The sequence below is a fragment of the Phyllobacterium phragmitis genome (assembly GCF_002980495.1).
In the GTDB taxonomy this organism is placed as follows: Bacteria; Pseudomonadota; Alphaproteobacteria; order Rhizobiales; family Rhizobiaceae; genus Paramesorhizobium; species Paramesorhizobium phragmitis.
This window is the reverse complement of the sequence record NZ_PVBR01000004.1, coordinates 38,970-56,253: the sequence shown is the minus strand read 5'-3', so window position 1 is coordinate 56,253 and position 17,284 is coordinate 38,970. Positions and strand designations below refer to the sequence as shown.

At 60.9% G+C, this 17,284-nt stretch carries 20 protein-coding genes; 13 read left to right on the top strand and 7 right to left on the bottom strand.

Going from position 1 to position 17,284, the window contains the following annotated elements:
- Positions 1-14 precede the first annotated feature (14 nt).
- From cpaB to C5748_RS06235, 4 genes are all read right to left on the bottom strand, one after another.
- Entirely contained in the window at positions 15-827 is an 813-nt protein-coding gene (cpaB, locus tag C5748_RS06250) for a Flp pilus assembly protein CpaB (RefSeq protein WP_105741089.1), read from the bottom strand.
- Positions 828-939: 112 nt separating this feature from the next.
- Entirely contained in the window at positions 940-1,461 is a 522-nt protein-coding gene (locus tag C5748_RS06245) for an A24 family peptidase (RefSeq protein WP_105741088.1), read from the bottom strand.
- A 31-nt stretch (positions 1,462-1,492) separates the two neighbouring features.
- The gene (locus tag C5748_RS06240) at positions 1,493-1,666 is read right to left on the bottom strand and encodes a Flp family type IVb pilin (protein ID WP_105741087.1); all 174 of its coding nucleotides are present in this window, start codon (positions 1,664-1,666) and stop codon (positions 1,493-1,495) included.
- Positions 1,667-1,773: 107 nt separating this feature from the next.
- A complete protein-coding gene (locus C5748_RS06235) occupies positions 1,774-1,968 on the bottom strand; it encodes a Flp family type IVb pilin (protein ID WP_105741086.1) in 195 nt (64 codons plus the stop codon).
- Positions 1,969-2,370: 402 nt separating this feature from the next.
- Between C5748_RS06235 and C5748_RS06230 the strand changes: the two genes are divergently transcribed.
- The 3 genes from C5748_RS06230 (at position 2,371) to C5748_RS06220 (ending at position 4,122) form a co-directional block, all read left to right on the top strand.
- Positions 2,371-2,751 carry a pilus assembly protein N-terminal domain-containing protein gene (locus tag C5748_RS06230; protein WP_105741085.1) on the top strand — a complete coding sequence of 127 codons (381 nt, stop codon included), beginning with the start codon at positions 2,371-2,373 and terminating at the stop codon, positions 2,749-2,751.
- Positions 2,752-2,894: 143 nt separating this feature from the next.
- Positions 2,895-3,494 carry a TadE/TadG family type IV pilus assembly protein gene (locus tag C5748_RS06225; protein ID WP_105741084.1) on the top strand — a complete coding sequence of 200 codons (600 nt, stop codon included), beginning with the start codon at positions 2,895-2,897 and terminating at the stop codon, positions 3,492-3,494.
- Between the two features lie 31 nt (positions 3,495-3,525).
- Entirely contained in the window at positions 3,526-4,122 is a 597-nt protein-coding gene (locus tag C5748_RS06220) for a TadE/TadG family type IV pilus assembly protein (protein WP_158259818.1), read from the top strand.
- A gap of 18 nt (positions 4,123-4,140) precedes the next feature.
- Here C5748_RS06220 and C5748_RS06215 read toward each other — a convergent pair whose 3' ends face one another.
- Positions 4,141-5,064: a PhnD/SsuA/transferrin family substrate-binding protein gene (locus C5748_RS06215; protein WP_158259817.1), complete on the bottom strand. Its 924-nt coding sequence runs from the start codon at positions 5,062-5,064 to the stop codon at positions 4,141-4,143.
- 193 nt (positions 5,065-5,257) lie between these two features.
- Between C5748_RS06215 and C5748_RS06210 the strand changes: the two genes are divergently transcribed.
- The 4 genes from C5748_RS06210 to rpsT all read left to right on the top strand — a co-directional run bounded on the left by C5748_RS06210 (position 5,258) and on the right by rpsT (position 8,716).
- Complete coding sequence (locus C5748_RS06210; protein WP_105741081.1) at positions 5,258-6,508, top strand: phosphopentomutase; 1,251 nt, start codon at positions 5,258-5,260, stop codon at positions 6,506-6,508.
- Positions 6,501-7,394, top strand: a complete 894-nt coding sequence (gene mutM / locus C5748_RS06205) for a bifunctional DNA-formamidopyrimidine glycosylase/DNA-(apurinic or apyrimidinic site) lyase (RefSeq protein ID WP_105741080.1) — start codon at positions 6,501-6,503, stop codon at positions 7,392-7,394. The genes C5748_RS06210 and mutM overlap by 8 nt, the downstream gene beginning before the upstream one ends.
- 51 nt (positions 7,395-7,445) lie before the next feature.
- A complete protein-coding gene (locus C5748_RS06200; protein ID WP_105741079.1) occupies positions 7,446-8,219 on the top strand; it encodes an enoyl-CoA hydratase in 774 nt (257 codons plus the stop codon).
- Between the two features lie 230 nt (positions 8,220-8,449).
- Positions 8,450-8,716, top strand: coding sequence for a 30S ribosomal protein S20 (gene rpsT / locus C5748_RS06195; RefSeq protein WP_105741078.1), 267 nt, complete (start codon positions 8,450-8,452; stop codon positions 8,714-8,716).
- 609 nt (positions 8,717-9,325) lie between these two features.
- On the opposite strand, the gene C5748_RS06190 is transcribed toward rpsT, so the two are convergent.
- Positions 9,326-9,622 carry a hypothetical protein gene (locus C5748_RS06190; protein ID WP_105741077.1) on the bottom strand — a complete coding sequence of 99 codons (297 nt, stop codon included), beginning with the start codon at positions 9,620-9,622 and terminating at the stop codon, positions 9,326-9,328.
- On the opposite strand from C5748_RS06190, the gene dnaA reads away from it, so the two are divergent.
- From dnaA to C5748_RS06160, 6 genes are all read left to right on the top strand, one after another.
- The gene (dnaA, locus tag C5748_RS06185) at positions 9,621-11,087 is read left to right on the top strand and encodes a chromosomal replication initiator protein DnaA (RefSeq protein ID WP_105741076.1); all 1,467 of its coding nucleotides are present in this window, start codon (positions 9,621-9,623) and stop codon (positions 11,085-11,087) included. The genes C5748_RS06190 and dnaA overlap by 2 nt on opposite strands.
- Positions 11,088-11,287: 200 nt before the next feature.
- On the top strand, positions 11,288-12,406 hold the full coding sequence (gene dnaN / locus C5748_RS06180; RefSeq protein ID WP_105741075.1) for a DNA polymerase III subunit beta: 1,119 nt from the start codon (positions 11,288-11,290) through the stop codon (positions 12,404-12,406).
- Between the two features lie 16 nt (positions 12,407-12,422).
- On the top strand, positions 12,423-13,592 hold the full coding sequence (gene recF, locus C5748_RS06175) for a DNA replication/repair protein RecF (RefSeq protein ID WP_105741074.1): 1,170 nt from the start codon (positions 12,423-12,425) through the stop codon (positions 13,590-13,592).
- A gap of 43 nt (positions 13,593-13,635) precedes the next feature.
- Complete coding sequence (locus C5748_RS06170; RefSeq protein WP_105741073.1) at positions 13,636-14,409, top strand: molybdopterin-synthase adenylyltransferase MoeB; 774 nt, start codon at positions 13,636-13,638, stop codon at positions 14,407-14,409.
- 13 nt (positions 14,410-14,422) lie between these two features.
- Positions 14,423-15,682 carry an aconitase X gene (locus C5748_RS06165; RefSeq protein ID WP_105741072.1) on the top strand — a complete coding sequence of 420 codons (1,260 nt, stop codon included), beginning with the start codon at positions 14,423-14,425 and terminating at the stop codon, positions 15,680-15,682.
- The gene (locus C5748_RS06160; protein WP_425350211.1) at positions 15,679-16,110 is read left to right on the top strand and encodes an aconitase X swivel domain-containing protein; all 432 of its coding nucleotides are present in this window, start codon (positions 15,679-15,681) and stop codon (positions 16,108-16,110) included. Before C5748_RS06165 ends, C5748_RS06160 begins: the two co-directional genes overlap by 4 nt.
- A 211-nt stretch (positions 16,111-16,321) precedes the next feature.
- Here the strand turns inward: C5748_RS06160 and C5748_RS06155 are convergent, their stop codons facing one another.
- The gene (locus C5748_RS06155; RefSeq protein ID WP_105741363.1) at positions 16,322-17,281 is read right to left on the bottom strand and encodes a 2-hydroxyacid dehydrogenase; all 960 of its coding nucleotides are present in this window, start codon (positions 17,279-17,281) and stop codon (positions 16,322-16,324) included.
- Positions 17,282-17,284: the final 3 nt, after the last annotated feature.

Below are 17,284 nucleotides of genomic sequence, written 5' to 3'. Positions count from 1 at the left end.
GCCGTTGCTCATCATCATTTCGCACCCACTTCCGTCACGCTTCCCGATTTTATGAGTTTCACTGTTCCGCGCCGTCCGGGAGCCGAAATGAGATAATCGGCTTCCTTGCCCGCCGGCTCCTGTGCGTCATGTGTCGAGCGCAGCGCGAGGCTGAGCCGGTCCGCCATCTGCTGCGCGACGATGATGATCTCGGCCTGCTGCGATGTCAGCTCGAGCGTCGCGGTCTGGCCGACGATGACCTTCTGGCCTTTTTCATCTTCCTGGATGGCCTGGTCGATGGCCAGGACGCGGATATTCTCCAGGATGGTTTCGGTCAGGAAGGCCGGGCCCGAGCTATTGGCGCCGTCCTGCCGCCGCCGCGTCATGATGACGTCGACGAAATCATTGGGAAGGATAAAGCCGCCCGCCGATGTATCGGCCGAGATTTGCGTCGCCACGGCCCGCATGCCCGGCGGCAGCATAGAAGACATGAAGCTTTGGCCAGGCCCGATCAGCTTGGCCTTGCGGATGGGCTCGCCGGCCAGGAACTGCAGCCGGACCGTCGACCCCTTGAGATCATCGATGGCCTGCGGCTCGGCATTGCGCGTGATATAGCCGTCGCTGATGGCCGTGACGGGCCAGGGTTGCCAGCGCAACTGATCGCGCACTTCCGCGCCGACGCCGAGATTTTCGGTGGCGACAAGAACATCCTGCAATTCGATCTGCGGTGCCGGTGCGGCGGTCTCGACGACATCAGGCGGTGCCGCCGACATGTTCATCGCGATCATGCCCGCACCGCCAGCAGCGATGACCGCTACGGCCAGAACGACCAGGCGTGCTGATTTCATTGGTCCCACCCTGCGCAAACGCGCCCCAAACGCGTGAGCCACAACATGCAGCGGGAAAAGTGTAATTATGGTTAACGCAATCTTATGGCGGGGCCGGAAAGATGAATGGGCGTTACAGGGACGAAAGTCGTCCGAGGACCCAGGTGCCGAGTGCGGATTGCGGAAAGGTCAGCAGACCGGCAGCGCCGAGCGCAATGCCATAGGGAATGCCGATGTCGTTTTGCGCCAGCCGGCGCATGAATTCGAAACGCCCGGCCACCACCGTTATCGGCGATCTGCGATAGGCGAGGATCGCCAGCGTCAGCATGCCGCCCAGCATCGATGCGGTGAAGAGATAAGTCACCAGACTGGTATTCAAGCCGAACCACAGGGCGGTTGCCGCCATCAGCTTCGCGTCGCCGCCGCCCATGGCGCGGATGGCGAAAAGGCCGAATGTCGCCGTCAATACGGCAAATCCGGCGGCGAAATGTAGGGCGTAGACATCCCACGCCATGCCGGTCAGCGGCGCGAGAATAGCGAAGGCGCCGACGAGGATCAGCGAAACCCGGTTCTGGATCGTCATCGACAGAAGATCGGAGATTGCCGCGAAAGCCATGGCAAACGGAAACACAATGAGAATGGCCGCTTCGATCATCACTCCTCCCTCAAACTTGTTGCGCCGCAGTCTATTGCATCGTGTCGGAAACACGTGTCGCGACGGAGTCGAATTGTCCTTCCAGACTGGCTGAAAGCTGTAGAAGTCCCGCAAGAATGGCAATCGATACAAGCGCACCGATCAGTCCGTATTCTATTGCGGCTGAAGCAGTCCGGTCACAGAGGAAGCGTTTGAGAACTGTCATCGGATGCGACTTTCTCCATAGGGCTTTAAACGCAATGACTTGGATGCATTAACCGCCCGGTTTGAATATCGGGCGGTTAATCCGGGTCAAACCCTACGCAACTCTCACTAATTATCTTTATGGCTATTGAGCGCGGTGCCACTCACTTCGCCGGCAATGTCGCGAAACTTTGTATTGATGTTATCGCCGAGAAGCTTGCCACCACCGATGACGGCGACGGAGATAAGCGCGGCGATCAGGCCGTATTCGATGGCGGTCGCGCCGGATTCATCCTTAGCGAAACGTGCGAAAAGGTTCTTCATGATTTTGGCTCCTGGGTTCTTGTTGGTACAGCACTCCGTCAACTGTTTTTGATCTCGTTGATCGGATGGCCGGAACCTAGATGGCCAGAATTGCAATCGCCTTAAAAAACAGGATTAGGAAAAGGTAAATGCGCTGCTTGCCTTGACGTAGTTAATCCAAGGGAAACATTTTACAGTCGTTTTGAAGTAATGATCAGGCGTTCCACCGAACCGTGATTTCAGGCTTTCGAATATTCGTGGAAGTCATGCTTGAACATTGATCGGGCAGGCGGGGAAGATAGCCTCGACCGGGGATATGAGCCTTAATCGTTCCTTCACCAATCTCCTTCATTTTCGGGCAGGAATTTGCCGGGTGGGAGAAATCGCGTGTCATATAAAGGCCGATACGATCTTGGAGGCACGATGCGGGCTGCCTCGGTCGTTCTCATGGCGTTATCCGCAGGCCTGGGCAGCGCCATGGCCGATGAGAACATCAAACTGGTGACCAATCAGGCCCGTGTGCTGCGTCTGGCGCGCCCGGCCGATACGGTCGTCATCGGCAATCCTGATATCGCCGATGCGGTCGTGCAGGATTCAAGGACCGTGGTTCTCACCGGCAAAGGCTTCGGCGTCACCAATATCGTCATCATGGATGCCGACGGCAGTGCCATTGTCGACGACCAGATCGTCGTCGGCCGCGACGATTCCAAGACCACGCGGGTCTATCGCCGCGCCAATGTGCAGATGCTGTCCTGCACGCCGTTTTGCGAAAATGCCTATCAGGGCGACGGCGCGGTCAACTAAATCTGTCAACGGCTTTCGTCTTGCCGCCATGGTTGACGAAGCGTGAAGATTTTTCCTCGAATTTGCTTTCCCGCTCATACGGGAAAGCAAGATGTTCGTGCTTATGATCTGGCCATAAATAAGGGCAGTGGGGCAGTGGGAACATGCGGGGCGCAAATTTTGCGGCGGAGCCGGAGACTAAGCAATCACGTCGGCTAAAGATTACGGCGCGTGTCGCTGCGCTGCTGCGCGGCTTCAGGCGGGACCGGAGCGGCACGACGGCGATCGAATTCGCCGTGCTGATCTTTCCCTTCATGCTGCTTCTGTTTTCGATCATCGAAGTCAGCGTCAGCTTCATGGGGCAGCAGCTTCTTTCCGATGCCACCGACAAGATCGCCCGCCAGTTGCGCACCGGCGAGCTGAAGGCGGCGGATATGACCTCCAGCAAGCTGCACGATATGATCTGCACCCGCCTGGAAATCCTCGTCCCCTTCGATTGCCCTGAACTCTCCGCCAATCTGAAGACCTATACGAGCTACGCCGGCGTCCCGAAGAGCGGCCTCATCGATGCCACGGGCCAGCTGAGCCTCGGCAATACAGTCAGTCCTGGAGGGAGGGGCTCAATCAACCAGCTCAACGTGCTTTATCGCTGGCCGCTCCTGACCGATATCATGCGCCGGCAAATGCAAAGCGCCGGCGGCGACGGCAAGCTGCCGCTGTTTGCAACGAATACCTGGCAGAACGAGCCTTATGAGCTTGATTGAAAAAAACGTTCGGGACGAGGGGGATATGAAAATGTCGAAACAGCAAGCACGCTTGGGAACGTTCGGGCATATCGTTAGCCGGTTCACGAAGGACAGATCCGCCACCGCCGCAGTGGAATTCGTTCTGGTCGCGCCGCTTATTATCCTGGTCTACCTCGGCGCAGTCGAACTCTCCGAGGTCATCGAAACCGATAAGAATGTCAGCCGGACAGCCGGCATCATCGCAGATATCGTCGCCCAGCAGTCTGATGTATCGAGAGCCCGGATGGACGACATTTTCGAGATCGGGCAAGCAACGATACTCCCTTATGATCGCGACAAGGCAGGCATCAAGGTAACAGCCATTCAGGTCGCCTCGACCCCGCTGACCAATCCGCCAGCCACCGTCGCCTGGTCATATGCCAATGGCAAGCTGTCGCCGGACACGAAGAAAAGCACGATCGATATCCCGGCTTCATTCCGGACCAACGGCACGTTTCTCATCAGGGTCGAAATCACCTTGACCTATGAACCGATCACCACATGGGGGATGCGCAATATTGTTTCGGTGAATGACGGTTTTCCATTGTCCGAAATTTATTATTTCGCTCCGCGCTTGTCCCAAACCATCACCTGTTCGAATTGCTGAAGCGCTACGCTTTCTTTTCTAAAGCTCTTTTCCCTGTCCGATGATGGCCGAAAGCATCTTGAGCGGCAGACGGTAATCATTGCTGCCGACAGCAACGAAGCCACCGCCATGAACGGGATCGATAAGATCATAGGCATCGGGATCGCGCGTCGACAGGGAGACCAGAAACTGGCGCAGGATGAGCTTCGCCTCGGGCGCGAGATTGGCTCGCACGGCGTGCGGCCCATAGCGCAGGAGCGAAGATTCCCAGGCGATGCGATAGCTGTTTCTGTCCAGCCCTTGTTCGGTCAGCCGCGCCAGCGTTCCGCCATGCCGCTGCAATTCTTCGCCGCTGGCCGGCACCCAGCCGAAAAAGCCGTCGATCTTGCCTGATGTGAACAGCTTCTCGGCCTTTTCAAGCGAACCGGCATTGGTAAATGTGTCGTGGACGAGATCGGCATTCGTGCCCGACAGCATATAGGTCGAGACCGGGATGAATGCCGCCGCCTTGGCTGCGTCTGCCGGCAGGGCGATGCGCGCGCTCTTCAAATCTTTTCCATCGACATTCGTCCGCAGCAGCAGGATTGAACGAATACCGAGCGACCGATCGGCTCCAATGGGGGCGACGAGAGGCTCGACGCATTCGCAGGCCGTATAGGCGGCCGCATAGGCGGCGGACGTCTCGATCGTATAGTCGATGCGCTCGGTTGCCTGCGCATCGATCAGGGCGGGTATGTCGGGCAGGACGACCAGTTCGACCGGCATATCGAGCGCTGCGGCATAGATTGATTTCAGCCGCCCGATTTCGGTGGGGTTCATCTCGGTGATGCGTGGAGCGGCGACACCGATACGAAACCGTCCGAGTTCCTTGCGCCAGTCGGCATGGGCGGGGCCGCTCAGCCCCGTGAAAGCGAGAATGAAGCCGAGGAAAATCGTCTTCGAAAGAACACGGGACGAAAGCATGATCCAAAACCCCCGATGGTTGCCCAAAGATTGCAGTACGTCGACCATCCCCAAATCGATTGTGCCGGTCCAAATATTGACAAAAGATTAATGTCGGCCCCTGCGGCATTAACCATCAGGATATCTCGGCAAGTTGTTTGTCTTCGGGCAGGTTTTCTCCTATCTCTAGCGCAAGGCATTGGAAGAAAATTGCATGGCTCGGGTCTTTCTTTTCGTACTTGATTCCTTCGGCATCGGCGGCGCGCCGGATGCCGGAGAGTTCGGCGACGCGGGCGCGGATACGCTCGGTCACATCGCTTCGGCCTGCGCCGTCGGTGCAGGCGACCGCGAAGGATTGCGCAAGGGTCCGCTCGCCCTTCCCAACATGACTGCGCTCGGCCTTGCCAGGGCGGCGGAACTGGCGGCGGGCAGGGTTCCCGAAGGACTTGATGGGAGTGTGCCGCCGCAAGGATTATGGGGTGCTGCGCAGGAGATCTCGCGCGGCAAGGATACGCCATCGGGCCATTGGGAGATTGCGGGCGTTCCCGTGCGTTTCGAGTGGGGGTATTTCCCGCATAGCGTACCGGCTTTTCCCGCCGGTCTCCTGGAAGAGATAGTGCGGCGCGCCAGGATCCCGGGCACGCTTGGCAATTGCCATGCCTCCGGCACCGAAATCATCGAACGCTTCGGCGAGGAGCATATCCGGACCGGCAAGCCGATTTTATACACTTCGACGGATTCCGTCCTCCAGATCGCCGCCCATGAGGGGCATTTCGGTCTGGAGCGCCTTTATGCGCTCTGCGCGATCGTGCGCGAATTGGTCGATCCCCTGAATATCGGGCGGGTCATCGCGCGGCCCTTTATCGGCGAAACGGCTTCGGCATTCGAGCGCACCGGCAATCGCCGGGACTATTCGGTTCTGCCGCCGGAAGCGACCGTCCTTGACCGGCTGACCGAGGCCGGGCGCAATGTCATCGGCGTCGGCAAGATCGGCGATATCTTCGCTCACAGGGGGGTGGCAGACATGCGTAAGGCCAACGGCAATATGGCGTTGTTCGATACGACGCTGCAGGCGATGCAGGACGCGCGCGACGGCGACCTCGTCTTCACCAATTTCGTCGATTTCGACATGCTTTACGGCCATCGCCGCGACGTGCCGGGCTATGCCGCGGCACTCGAGGCCTTCGACCGCCGGCTGCCGGAGGCGATCGCCCTGATGAAGGAGGGCGACCTTCTGATCCTGACGGCCGATCATGGCTGCGATCCCACCTGGAAAGGCACCGACCACACCCGCGAACGTGTTCCCGTGCTGGCAATGGGTGCAGGGTCGACCGGTATTGGGAGGGGCGCGCTCGGCGTCCTGCCGACTTTTGCCGATATAGGCGAGACGGTCGCCGCTCATCTCGGCCTGCCCTCGGGCGTCCATGGTACGAGCTTCCTCAAAGGTGCGGCGCAAAATGCCTGAATTGCCCGAGGTGGAAACGGTTCGGCGCGGTCTGCAGCCGGTCATGGAAGGGGCGTTGCTGGTCTCCGTCGAGCAGAACCGCGCCGATCTGCGCTTTCCTTTCCCTGAGCGTTTCGCGGACAGACTGGCGAACCGGCGTATCGAAGCGCTGGGGCGGCGCGCGAAATATCTGACGATCCACCTTGACGGCGGGCTTTGCATCATCAGCCATCTCGGCATGTCGGGTTCCTACCGCATCGAACTGGAAGACAAGGCCCGGACCGCCGGGGCATTTCATCACGATCGCTCGAAGAACACGCTGCATGACCATCTCGTCATGAATATCGAGCGCAAGGGCGGAGGCTTGGCGCGCATCATCTATAATGATCCCCGGCGTTTCGGCTTCATGGCTCTGGCGGAACCCGGAATGCTCGATAGCCACCCGATGCTGAGCGGGCTTGGCGTCGAGCCGACCGGCAATGCGCTGAGCGGCGAATTGCTGGCGGGCCTTTTTGCCGGCAAGCAGGCTCCGCTCAAGGCCGCCTTGCTCGATCAAAGGCTGATCGCCGGCCTCGGCAACATCTATGTCTGCGAGGCGCTGTGGCGCGCCGGGCTTTCACCCGTCCGCAAGGCCGCAACCATCGTCACGCCAAACGGCCGAAAGACGGCCGGGGCCGATGCGCTGGCCTTCGCGATACGCGACGTCATCGCCGATGCGCTTGCGGCTGGCGGCTCGAGCCTGCGCGATTATATCGGGGCTGACGGCTCGCTGGGCTATTTCCAGCACAGCTTTTCCGTTTACGACCGCGAGGGGGCGTCTTGCCCGCGCCCCGGCTGCGGTGGCACGGTGGAACGCATCGTGCAAAGCGGGCGTTCGACCTTCTTCTGTGCCCGCTGCCAGCTTTGAGACGACCAGACTTGAACCACAAGACGTTGCAATCATCAGGAAGGATCCGCCATGGCCTATGAGAATATCATCGTCGAAACCCGCGGCGCCGTCGGCCTCATCCGGCTCAACCGGCCGCAGGCGCTCAACGCGCTCAATTCCGCTCTTCTCGGCGACCTGAACATTGCGCTCGGCGCATTCGATGCGGACGGGAGAATCGGTGCGATCGTCATTACCGGCTCGGAAAAGGCTTTCGCCGCCGGCGCTGACATCAAGGAGATGCAGTCGCTCGATTTCGTCGACGCCTATATGGAGGACTTCATCGGCGATTGGGAAAAGGTGCCCCGCATCCGCAAACCGATCATCGCGGCCGTGGCCGGATATGCGCTCGGCGGCGGCTGCGAACTGGCGATGATGTGCGATTTCATCATCGCGGCCAAGACTGCCAAGTTCGGCCAGCCGGAGATCACGCTTGGCGTGATGCCGGGCATGGGCGGGACGCAGCGTCTCGCGCGCTTCATCGGCAAGGCCAAGGCGATGGATCTTTGTCTCACCGGGCGGATGATGGATGCCGACGAGGCGGAGCGCTGCGGACTGGTTGCGCGCGTGGTGCCGAGCCAGGACCTGCTCGAGGAGGCGATCAAGGCCGCGGAGAAAATCGCATCCTTCTCGCAGCCGGTTGTCATGATGACCAAGGAAACGGTCAATCGGGCTTATGAGACGACGCTTGCCGAAGGCCTGCGTTTCGAACGGCGGCTTTTCCATTCCATGTTTGCGCTCGAAGATCAAAAGGAAGGCATGGCGGCCTTCACCGGCAAGCGGACGCCGTCTTTCAAGAACCGGTGAGAGAGATCCTCCGTGCGACCCGGAAGGGCTCCACAATTCACACAAGAACCGATACGTGATGGTGGATGCTGTGGTGCTGTCGAGAAACCTCCAGAAATACCCAGGAATCCATTGACGCAAAGGGAAAGCTGATCTATAAGCCCGCCACGGTTTGGCGGCCCTTCGGGCGGCCCTGATTGTTTTTGCCCGGCGATAACGACCGGATAGCTGACAGAAAAAGAGAGGCATTCATGGCCAACACTCCTTCGGCCAAGAAAGCGGTGCGCAAGATTGTCGCCCGCACGGAAGTCAACAAGGCCCGCCGTTCGCGCGTGCGCACGTTCCTGCGCAAGTTCGACGATGCGGTTGCCAGCGGCGACAAGACCGCGGCGCAGGCCGCTTTCAGGGCTGCGGAGCCGGAAATGATGCGCGCCGCAAGCAAGGGCGTCGTTCACAAGAACACCGCTTCCCGCAAGGTTTCACGCCTTGCAAAGCGCCTCAAGGCGCTGACCGCCTGATTGCATCAAGCAAGAATTTATCGGAACCCGGCTTATCATTAGCCGGGTTTTTTATTTTTAGCGCAATGGCTTGGCCGATTTTTGGCTTGACGCGACGGATCGTTCGCATCCATATGTAAGTTATAATTATGTAAAAAACATTTATATTCCGAAGTGTCGGCATTCAAATTTGCCGAATATTTTCAATAAGTTACAGAGCTTTATCCACAGATATCCACAGGCTGGTGAGGAATCCGTGAAGCCATCGAATGTCAAGCGATTTTTTAAAATTTTTTTCCAGCCTGCGGCCGCTGACAGGCGGCAAAACAGATCACCGAAAAACGTATTGAATCCGAAGACCTTATCTCATTTAGGATTTCCATCCGCCAATTGGAGTACCCTCCGCAAAGGAGCAAACACTTAAAAAACGGTTACGTTCGCACTTGCCCTCTGCGCCCCGGGTTTTGTAATGTCCCTTCATCGAGAGGGATGGACCACGGGTCCACGTCAAGCAAGAAAATCGCAGTTCAGTTTGGACGCAGGCAACGTCTGCGAATGGGGAGCTGTTGTCAGAACACGGTGGCCTCAGGCGGAGTGTGTTTTAGTGAGTAGGAATTGTTTACCGGTTGTTTACCGGAACGAACGTTTGCGCGGCAAAAGAAGATTTGAGTGGTTGTTGAGCGGCGGCGTACAGGCAATCAGCAGCGGAGTGAAAGGAGAGTGAGTCGTATGCCAGCCGATCGGCTGGATGATACGAGGTCGAAGGACCAAGGAAATGAGAAAGCGCTGAAACGGCGCGCCGGAAAGCAGAATGACAGGCGAGGCGATAATGATATTGAGCAGCAAGGCGAACAAAGAGATGCGCAACGAGGCGTACAAGGCCGCCATTCCGGCAATTCCGATTTCGGCATGCAAGAGGGACGACATGGATTCGACCGTCAACTCCGGCGAAGCGGCATTTGAACGATTGACGAGCAAGCTGAAAGCGCGTGTCGGCAGCGAAATCTACTCCAGCTGGTTCGGTCGCCTGAAACTTGACGAGATATCCAAGAGCGTTGTTCGTCTTTCCGTGCCCACGGCCTTTCTGCGGTCATGGATCACCAATCATTATTCCGAACTCCTGACGCAGCTCTGGCAGGAAGAAAATGCCCAGATCCTGAAGGTGGAAGTCGTCGTGCGCAGCGTCAGCCGCGTCGTCCGGGTGCCCCTTTTGCCGGCAGCGGGCGAGACCGTCGAAACGCGTGCGCCCGTCCGTGAAAAGGTCGCCTTTCCCGTCGGTCAGACGAGCGGTGATAGACACAGGGCGATGACGCTTGCCGAAGGTGCGGGCCAGAGCGCGGTTTTCGGTTCGCCGCTCGATCCGCGCTATACGTTCGAGAGCTTCGTCGACGGAGCGTCCAACCGTGTCGTTCTCGCCGCCGCCCGCACCATCGCCGAGGCGGGCTCCAGCGCCGTGCGGTTCAACCCGCTGTTCATCCACGCTTCCGTTGGTCTGGGAAAGACCCATATGCTGCAGGCGATCGCCGCCGCCGCGCTGAAACGCCACGAAAAGGCGCGTGTCGTCTATCTCACGGCGGAATATTTCATGTGGCGCTTCGCCACCGCGATCCGTGACAACAATGCGCTCTCCTTCAAGGAGCAGCTGCGCGACATCGACCTGCTCATCATCGACGACATGCAGTTCCTGCAGGGCAAGTCGATCCAGCACGAGTTCTGTCATCTCCTCAACACGCTTCTCGACAGCGCCAAGCAGGTCGTCGTCGCCGCCGACCGCGCCCCGTCCGAGCTGGAATCGCTCGATGTGCGGGTGCGCTCGCGGCTCCAGGGCGGCGTCGCGCTGGAAATCGCGCCGCCGGATTATGAGATGCGTCTCGAAATCCTCAAGCGTCGCCTCGCCGCCGCCCAGGTCGAGGATCACAGTCTCGATATTCCGGCTGAAATCCTCGTGCATGTGGCGCAGGCCGTCACCGGCAGCGGCCGCGAACTGGAAGGCGCGTTCAACCAGTTGCTGTTCCGCCAGTCCTTCGAGCCCAATCTCTCCATCGACCGGGTCGATGAGCTGCTCGGCCATCTCATGCGCGCCGGCGAGCCGAAGCGCATCCGCATCGAGGAAATCCAGCGCATCGTCGCGCGCCACTACAATGTTTCCAAGCAGGACCTTCTGTCCAATCGCCGCACGCGCACCATCGTCAAGCCGCGCCAGGTGGCGATGTATCTCGCCAAGATGCTGACCCCCCGTTCGCTGCCGGAAATCGGCCGCCGCTTCGGTGGTCGCGATCACACCACGGTTCTGCACGCGGTCCGCAAGATCGAGGATCTGGTCGGCGCCGACCAGAAGCTGGCGCAGGAGTTGGAACTCCTGAAACGGCTCATCAACGATCAGGCGGCCTGATCCCGTCCTCAGGGCTATCCTAGAGCAGCGTTATCAACAGAAAGCCGGTCCGCGTGAGGTTGCTAGCCTTTCACGGACTTGCTTTTGAGCCTCGATATCTGCCACTTTACATCCCCTTGGGGTGAGTTCTCGCCCCGTTGCGGCCAGGCGGGCCGATGTGCCCACCTTGTCCGGTCAGAAGTCAGCGAGTCCGGTCTATCATGCGTGTCACTCTCGAACGTTCCAATCTCTTGAAATCACTCAATCACGTTCACCGCGTCGTCGAGCGGCGCAACACCATACCCATTTTGTCGAACGTGCTGCTTCAGGCCGATGGCGCCAGCCTTGAGTTGAAGGCAACCGATCTCGACCTGGAGATAACCGAAGCGACCGCGGCGATGATCGAACAGGCCGGGGCGACCACGGTGCCGGCCCATCTGCTCTATGATATCGTGCGCAAGCTGCCCGATGGCGCTGAAGTGCTGCTTGCCACCAACCCGGATGGCAATTCGCTTGCCGTCGCGTCGGGCCGCTCGAACTTCCGGCTGCAATGCCTGCCGCAATCGGATTTCCCCGAACTGACCGCCGGCGCCTTCACGCATACCTTCCGGCTGGAGGCGAGCGCGCTGAAGCGGCTGATCGACCGTACGCAGTTCGCCATTTCCACGGAAGAGACCCGTTATTATCTGAACGGCATCTATCTGCATGCCATCGAGAACAATGGTGCGCTGAAGCTGCGTGCCGTGGCGACCGACGGTCACCGCCTGGCGCGCGCCGAGCTCGATGCGCCCGCCGGCTGCGAGGGGATGCCCGGCATCATCATCCCGCGCAAGACCGTCGCCGAATTGCAGAAGCTGGTGGACGATCCCGATGTCGTTGTCACGGTCGAGCTTTCAGAGGCCAAGATCCGCTTCACCATCGGTTCCGTCATTCTGACCTCGAAGCTGATCGACGGCACGTTCCCGGATTACCAGCGCGTCATTCCGTCGGGCAACGACAAGAAGCTCACCATCGACCGGCAGAGCTTTGCCTCGGCCGTCGACCGCGTCTCGACCATTTCGAGCGAGCGCGGGCGGGCGGTGAAGCTTGCCATCGCCGATGGCCAGCTGACGCTCACCGTCAACAATCCGGATTCCGGCAGCGCCACCGACGAACTGCCCGCCGATTACGATGCCGATCCGATCGAGATCGGTTTCAATTCGAAATATCTCCTGGATATCACCGGACAACTCTCCGGCAGCGATGCGATCTTTATGCTGGCCGACGCCGGATCGCCGACGCTGGTGCGCGATACGGGTGACGAGAACGCGCTTTACGTGCTGATGCCGATGCGCGTTTGACGCGCGCGAAACCGAGGTGACCGACACGAACGATGCAGATAAAAGCCGCCCGGACCGGGTAGCGGTCCGGCGGCTGCGTCTTGCGCATTTCCGCAATTATCCGAGCCTTTCGCTGGCCCTTTCGCCAAACCATGTGGTTTTGACCGGCGAGAACGGATCGGGCAAGACCAATCTTCTCGAAGCCGTCTCTTTCCTTTCGCCCGGGCGAGGGCTGCGCCGCGCCACCTATCCCGACGTGACCATGAATGGTGCGCCCGACGGTTTTGCCATCCATGCGACGCTGGAAAACGCCGGTTATGGCGAGGTCGAGATCGGTACCGGGCTCGCCGGAAACGCCATCGGCGAAACCGCGCGCAAGGTCCGCATCAACGGGGTGCAGGCAACGGCGAGCGACGCGCTTCTCGAATATTCCCGGATCATCTGGGTGGTGCCGGCCATGGATGGGCTGTTCACCGGGGCCGCTGGAGACAGACGGCGATTTCTCGACCGCATGGTGCTCGCCATCGATACCTCCCACGGCAAGCGCGTACTCGATTACGAAAAGGCGATGCGCAGCCGCAATCGGCTGCTGGCCGAGGAGCGCAGCGATGTGCAATGGCTCGATGCGATAGAGGCGCAGATGGCGGAACTCGGCGCAGCGATTGCCGCCGCGCGCGCCGAGATGATGCAGCTCATCACCGCCATGATCGAACGCCTGCCGCAGGAGGGACCCTTTCCCAAGTCGGAATGCTTCCTGGAAGGCGCGCTGGAGCAGCGCATCGCGATAGAGGCTGCGGTCGATCTCGAAGAGGATTTCCGCCGCACCCTGCGCGACGGGCGGCCGCGCGACCGGGCGGCGGGGCGTACGCTCGATGGTCCGCACCGCACCGACCTCATGGTCCACCATCGGCCGAAGGCGATGCCGGCTGCCCTTTGCTCGACAGGCGAGCAGAAGGCGCTGCTGATCGGGCTCATTCTCGCCCATGCCAGGTTGACCGGTGAATTGTCGGGCATGGCCCCGATCCTGCTCCTCGATGAGATCGCCGCCCATCTCGACGAGGGTCGCCGCGCCGCACTTTTCGGCATCATCGACGATCTCGGCGGCCAATCCTTCATGACCGGAACCGATCGTTCGCTGTTCGACGCCCTCGGTGACCGTGCGCAATTCTTCACGGTCTCGGGCGGTACGCTTTTGCAAACTGCGTGAATTCCGGCTGACTTTCATCAAGCAGCGTCTTATTGTCCGTCCCATGAGCCATCATGATGAGACCATATTGTCCGGCCCCGAGCTGGAACGCTATGCACGCCATATCGTGCTGCCGGAGATCGGCGGGCCGGGGCAGCAGAAGCTGAAACGCGCCCGCGTGCTCGTAATCGGCGCCGGCGGTCTGGGGGCGCCGGTGCTGCACTATCTGGCGGCTGCGGGCGTCGGCACGCTCGGCATCATCGATGACGACAGCGTTGCGCTTTCCAATTTGCAGCGCCAGGTGATCCACGACACCGATAGTGTGGGCGAGCCCAAGACGCAGAGCGCTGCGCGCAGCCTTGCCCGCATCAATCCGCATGTGAAGGTCGAGACCCATGTAATGCGGCTCGATGCGGCCAATGCCGAAGCGCTGATCGCCAATTATGACGTCATTGCCGACGGCTCGGATAATTTCGAGACGCGCTACGCCGTGGCCGATGCGTCGGCGGCAGCCGGGAGGCCCTTGGTGACGGCCGCTATCGGGCGCTTCGATGGAACGCTGACGGTGCTGAAGCCCTTCGAGGCGGACGGGGACGGCAAGCCCAACCCCTCCTATCGCGACCTCTTTCCCAGCCCGCCGCCGCCCGGCATGGTGCCGTCCTGCGCCGAAGCGGGCGTTCTCGGCGTGCTGCCCGGCGTCCTCGGCACCTTGCAGGCGATGGAAGTCATCAAGCTCATCACCGGCATCGGAGAGCCGCTCGTCGGCCGGCTCCTGCTTTATGATGCGCTCGCCGCCCGTTTCGAGACCATCCGCTATAGCGCCCGCACAAAGCCATGAAGGGGAATCGCCCATGGCGCTGACGCTCATTGACGAAGAGCGGGCCATCGCCTCCGGCAGTATGGGCGAAGGCGCGGCGATGGCGATGCGCATCGTCGCCGAGACCGCCCGGCTGATGGGGGCGCCAAGGCTTCTGCCCATCGCCTCGGCGCATATCGATGGCGCGCTCTACCATGGCGACAGCGGCACGCTCTTTGCTGAAAAGCTGGTGGAGGGTGGCGCGAGCGTCCGCGTCCGCGCGACACTCAATGTCGGCTCCATCGATCTGACCGGCTGTTCGAAGAACCGTCTTGGCAACCACGAGCGCGGCATGGCGCGGCGCATGATGGATGCCTATCGCAGGCTTGGATGCGAGCCGAGCTGGACCTGCGCGCCCTATCAGGCAGGCCATCGTCCGGCCAAAGGCAGCGACGTGGCATGGGGCGAGTCCAATGCCGTGGTGTTCTGCAATTCGGTGCTTGGTGCGCGCACCAACCGCTACGGCGATTTTCTCGATATCGCCTGCGCCATAGCGGGCAGGGCCCCCGACTATGGCCTGCACCGGGCGGAAAATCGCCGCGCGAGAATCGTCTTCGATATTTCAGGCATCAACCATGCCTTTCTCGCCTCCGAGGTGGCATGGCCCATCCTCGGCAATCTCTATGGCCGCTCGGTCGGTGATGCGGTGGGAGTCGTCGCCGGCGCGGCAGTCCATCCGGATGAGGATATGCTGAAGGCCTTTGGTGCTGCCTCGGCTTCGTCAGGCGCGGTCGGCCTCTTCCACGTTGCCGGCGTGACGCCGGAAGCGCCGGATCTCGCCACCGCGCTCCACGGGTGCGAGCCCGAAGCAATCATTCATGTCACTCGGGACATGCTGGAGGAGACACGCCGCAGGCTCTCGACGGTTGGGGACGTCTCCGCCATCGACGCCGTCGCTATCGGCAGCCCGCATCTCTCGATCGCCGAGTTCGACCGGCTGGAAACGCTGATCGCCGGCCGCCATCTCCGCGTTCCGCTCTATGCCTGCACCGGCCGCCACGTGCTGAATGTTCTGGAAGAGGGCGGACGGCGACGCAAGCTCGAGGATTGCGGCGTGATCATCGTCGCCGATACCTGCGTCGTGGTCACGCCGATCCTGCCGGAAAAGCCGGGTGCCGTGCTGATGACCAACTCAGGCAAATTCGCCCATTACGCACCCGGCAACACCGGCTACGGCGTCATCTACGGCTCGCTCGCCGAATGCATGGAAAGCGCCGCCGCCGGGCGTCCGGTCTTCATGAAAGCTGCGGCATGATGGCGGCGAAGACGGCCTTGCAGGCATCTATCCTTGTGCCAGGAGCCCCAGCGTGCGCCGAAGCATTGGTGCTGACGGCGCCGATCAGCTTTTGGGGCGGGGTCAATCCGCAGACCGGATTGATCGCCGACGTTCGCCATCCCGAGCACGGCGTGTCGATCCGCGGCCGCATTCTCTGCCTGCCGGGCACGATCGGCTCCTCATCGGCAGCCGCCGTGCTCCTCGAACTCGTCCATGCCGGGCTCGCACCGGCGGCGATCATCCTCCACGAGCCCGACGCCATTCTGCTGCTCGGCCTGATCGTGGCGCGTGAAATGGGTCATGAAGTTCCTCCGGCGCTGCAACTGGACAAGGCGGAATTTGCGGGCTTCGAGGGGCGCATGCTGTCGATCGATGCGGATGGACGCATGATGACTGAAGCGGTTTAAAAGCGTTGAGTGTTGCACACCCCCCTCTGCCCTCCTGAGCTTGTCGAAGGGCGGGCATCTCCCCCTCAAGGAGGGAGATTGGCTGGCATGGCCCTTGATGTTCATTCTGCAACGTCTGCGATTGGTGGCGAGCGCTATGAAGGCCTGATCTCCCCCCTTGAGGGGAGATGGCTGGCAAGTCAGAGGGGGGTGAGAAAGTCCCGCCAACGCCTCAATACTGCGCGCTGCGATCCACCAGATTGGTCAAAGGCTCGCCGCGTTCATGGGCTTCGATCTGCTGCAGGATCAGCGGCACCAGCGCGCCGGGTGCGGAGCTTGCCGCCGCGTGCGGCGTTACCGTCACCTTCGGATGCGACCAGAGCGGGCTGTCGGCCGGCAGCGGTTCCTTTTCGAAGACGTCGAGCGACGCCGCCGATAACAGCCCCCGGTCGAGTGCGGCCAGAATATCGGCCTCGTTCTGCAAGCCGCCGCGTCCGGCATTGATCAGGACCGGCGCGCCGAGCGGTCCTTCCTGCTTCAGCCGGGCAAACATCGACATGGAAAGAATGCCCTTCGTCTCCTGCGTCAAAGGCAGGAGGCAGACGAGGATGTCGGCGCCGGCGAGAAAATCGCCCAGGCCTTGCCTGCCGTGGAAAGTTTCGACGCCATCCATCTGGTGCGGCCGCCGGCTCCAGCCGGTGACGCGGAAGCCGAGCGCCAGAAGCTTTTCCGCCGCATCGCGCCCGAGGACGCCGAGGCCCAGTATGCCGACCGTGACCTCGTTGGCGGCGGGCTGGCGGCGGTCCTCAAGCCAGATGCGGTTCTGCTGCTGCCTGCGGTAGCGCGGCCCCAGCCGATGGTGATCCAGCACCTGCCAGACGACATACTCGCTCATCCGCATCGACAGATCGTCCGAGACGATGCGGACGATCGGCACGTCGGGAATATGCGGATCGTGGAAGATATGGTCGACGCCGGCGCCGAGCGAGAAGATCGCCTTGAGATTGGGCAGGTTGGCGAGCGAGCCCGGCTTCTGCTTCCAGACCAGCGCATAGTGGATGGTCTCGTCGCCGGGATGATCCGGTGCAAGCACCACGGGACGGTCGGGCGCTACCTTGGCGAAGGCCGCGCGCCAGTTTTCCGGCTCCCAATCCGTGACCGACAGGAGAATCCGCCCCTTGTCGTTGTTCATGCC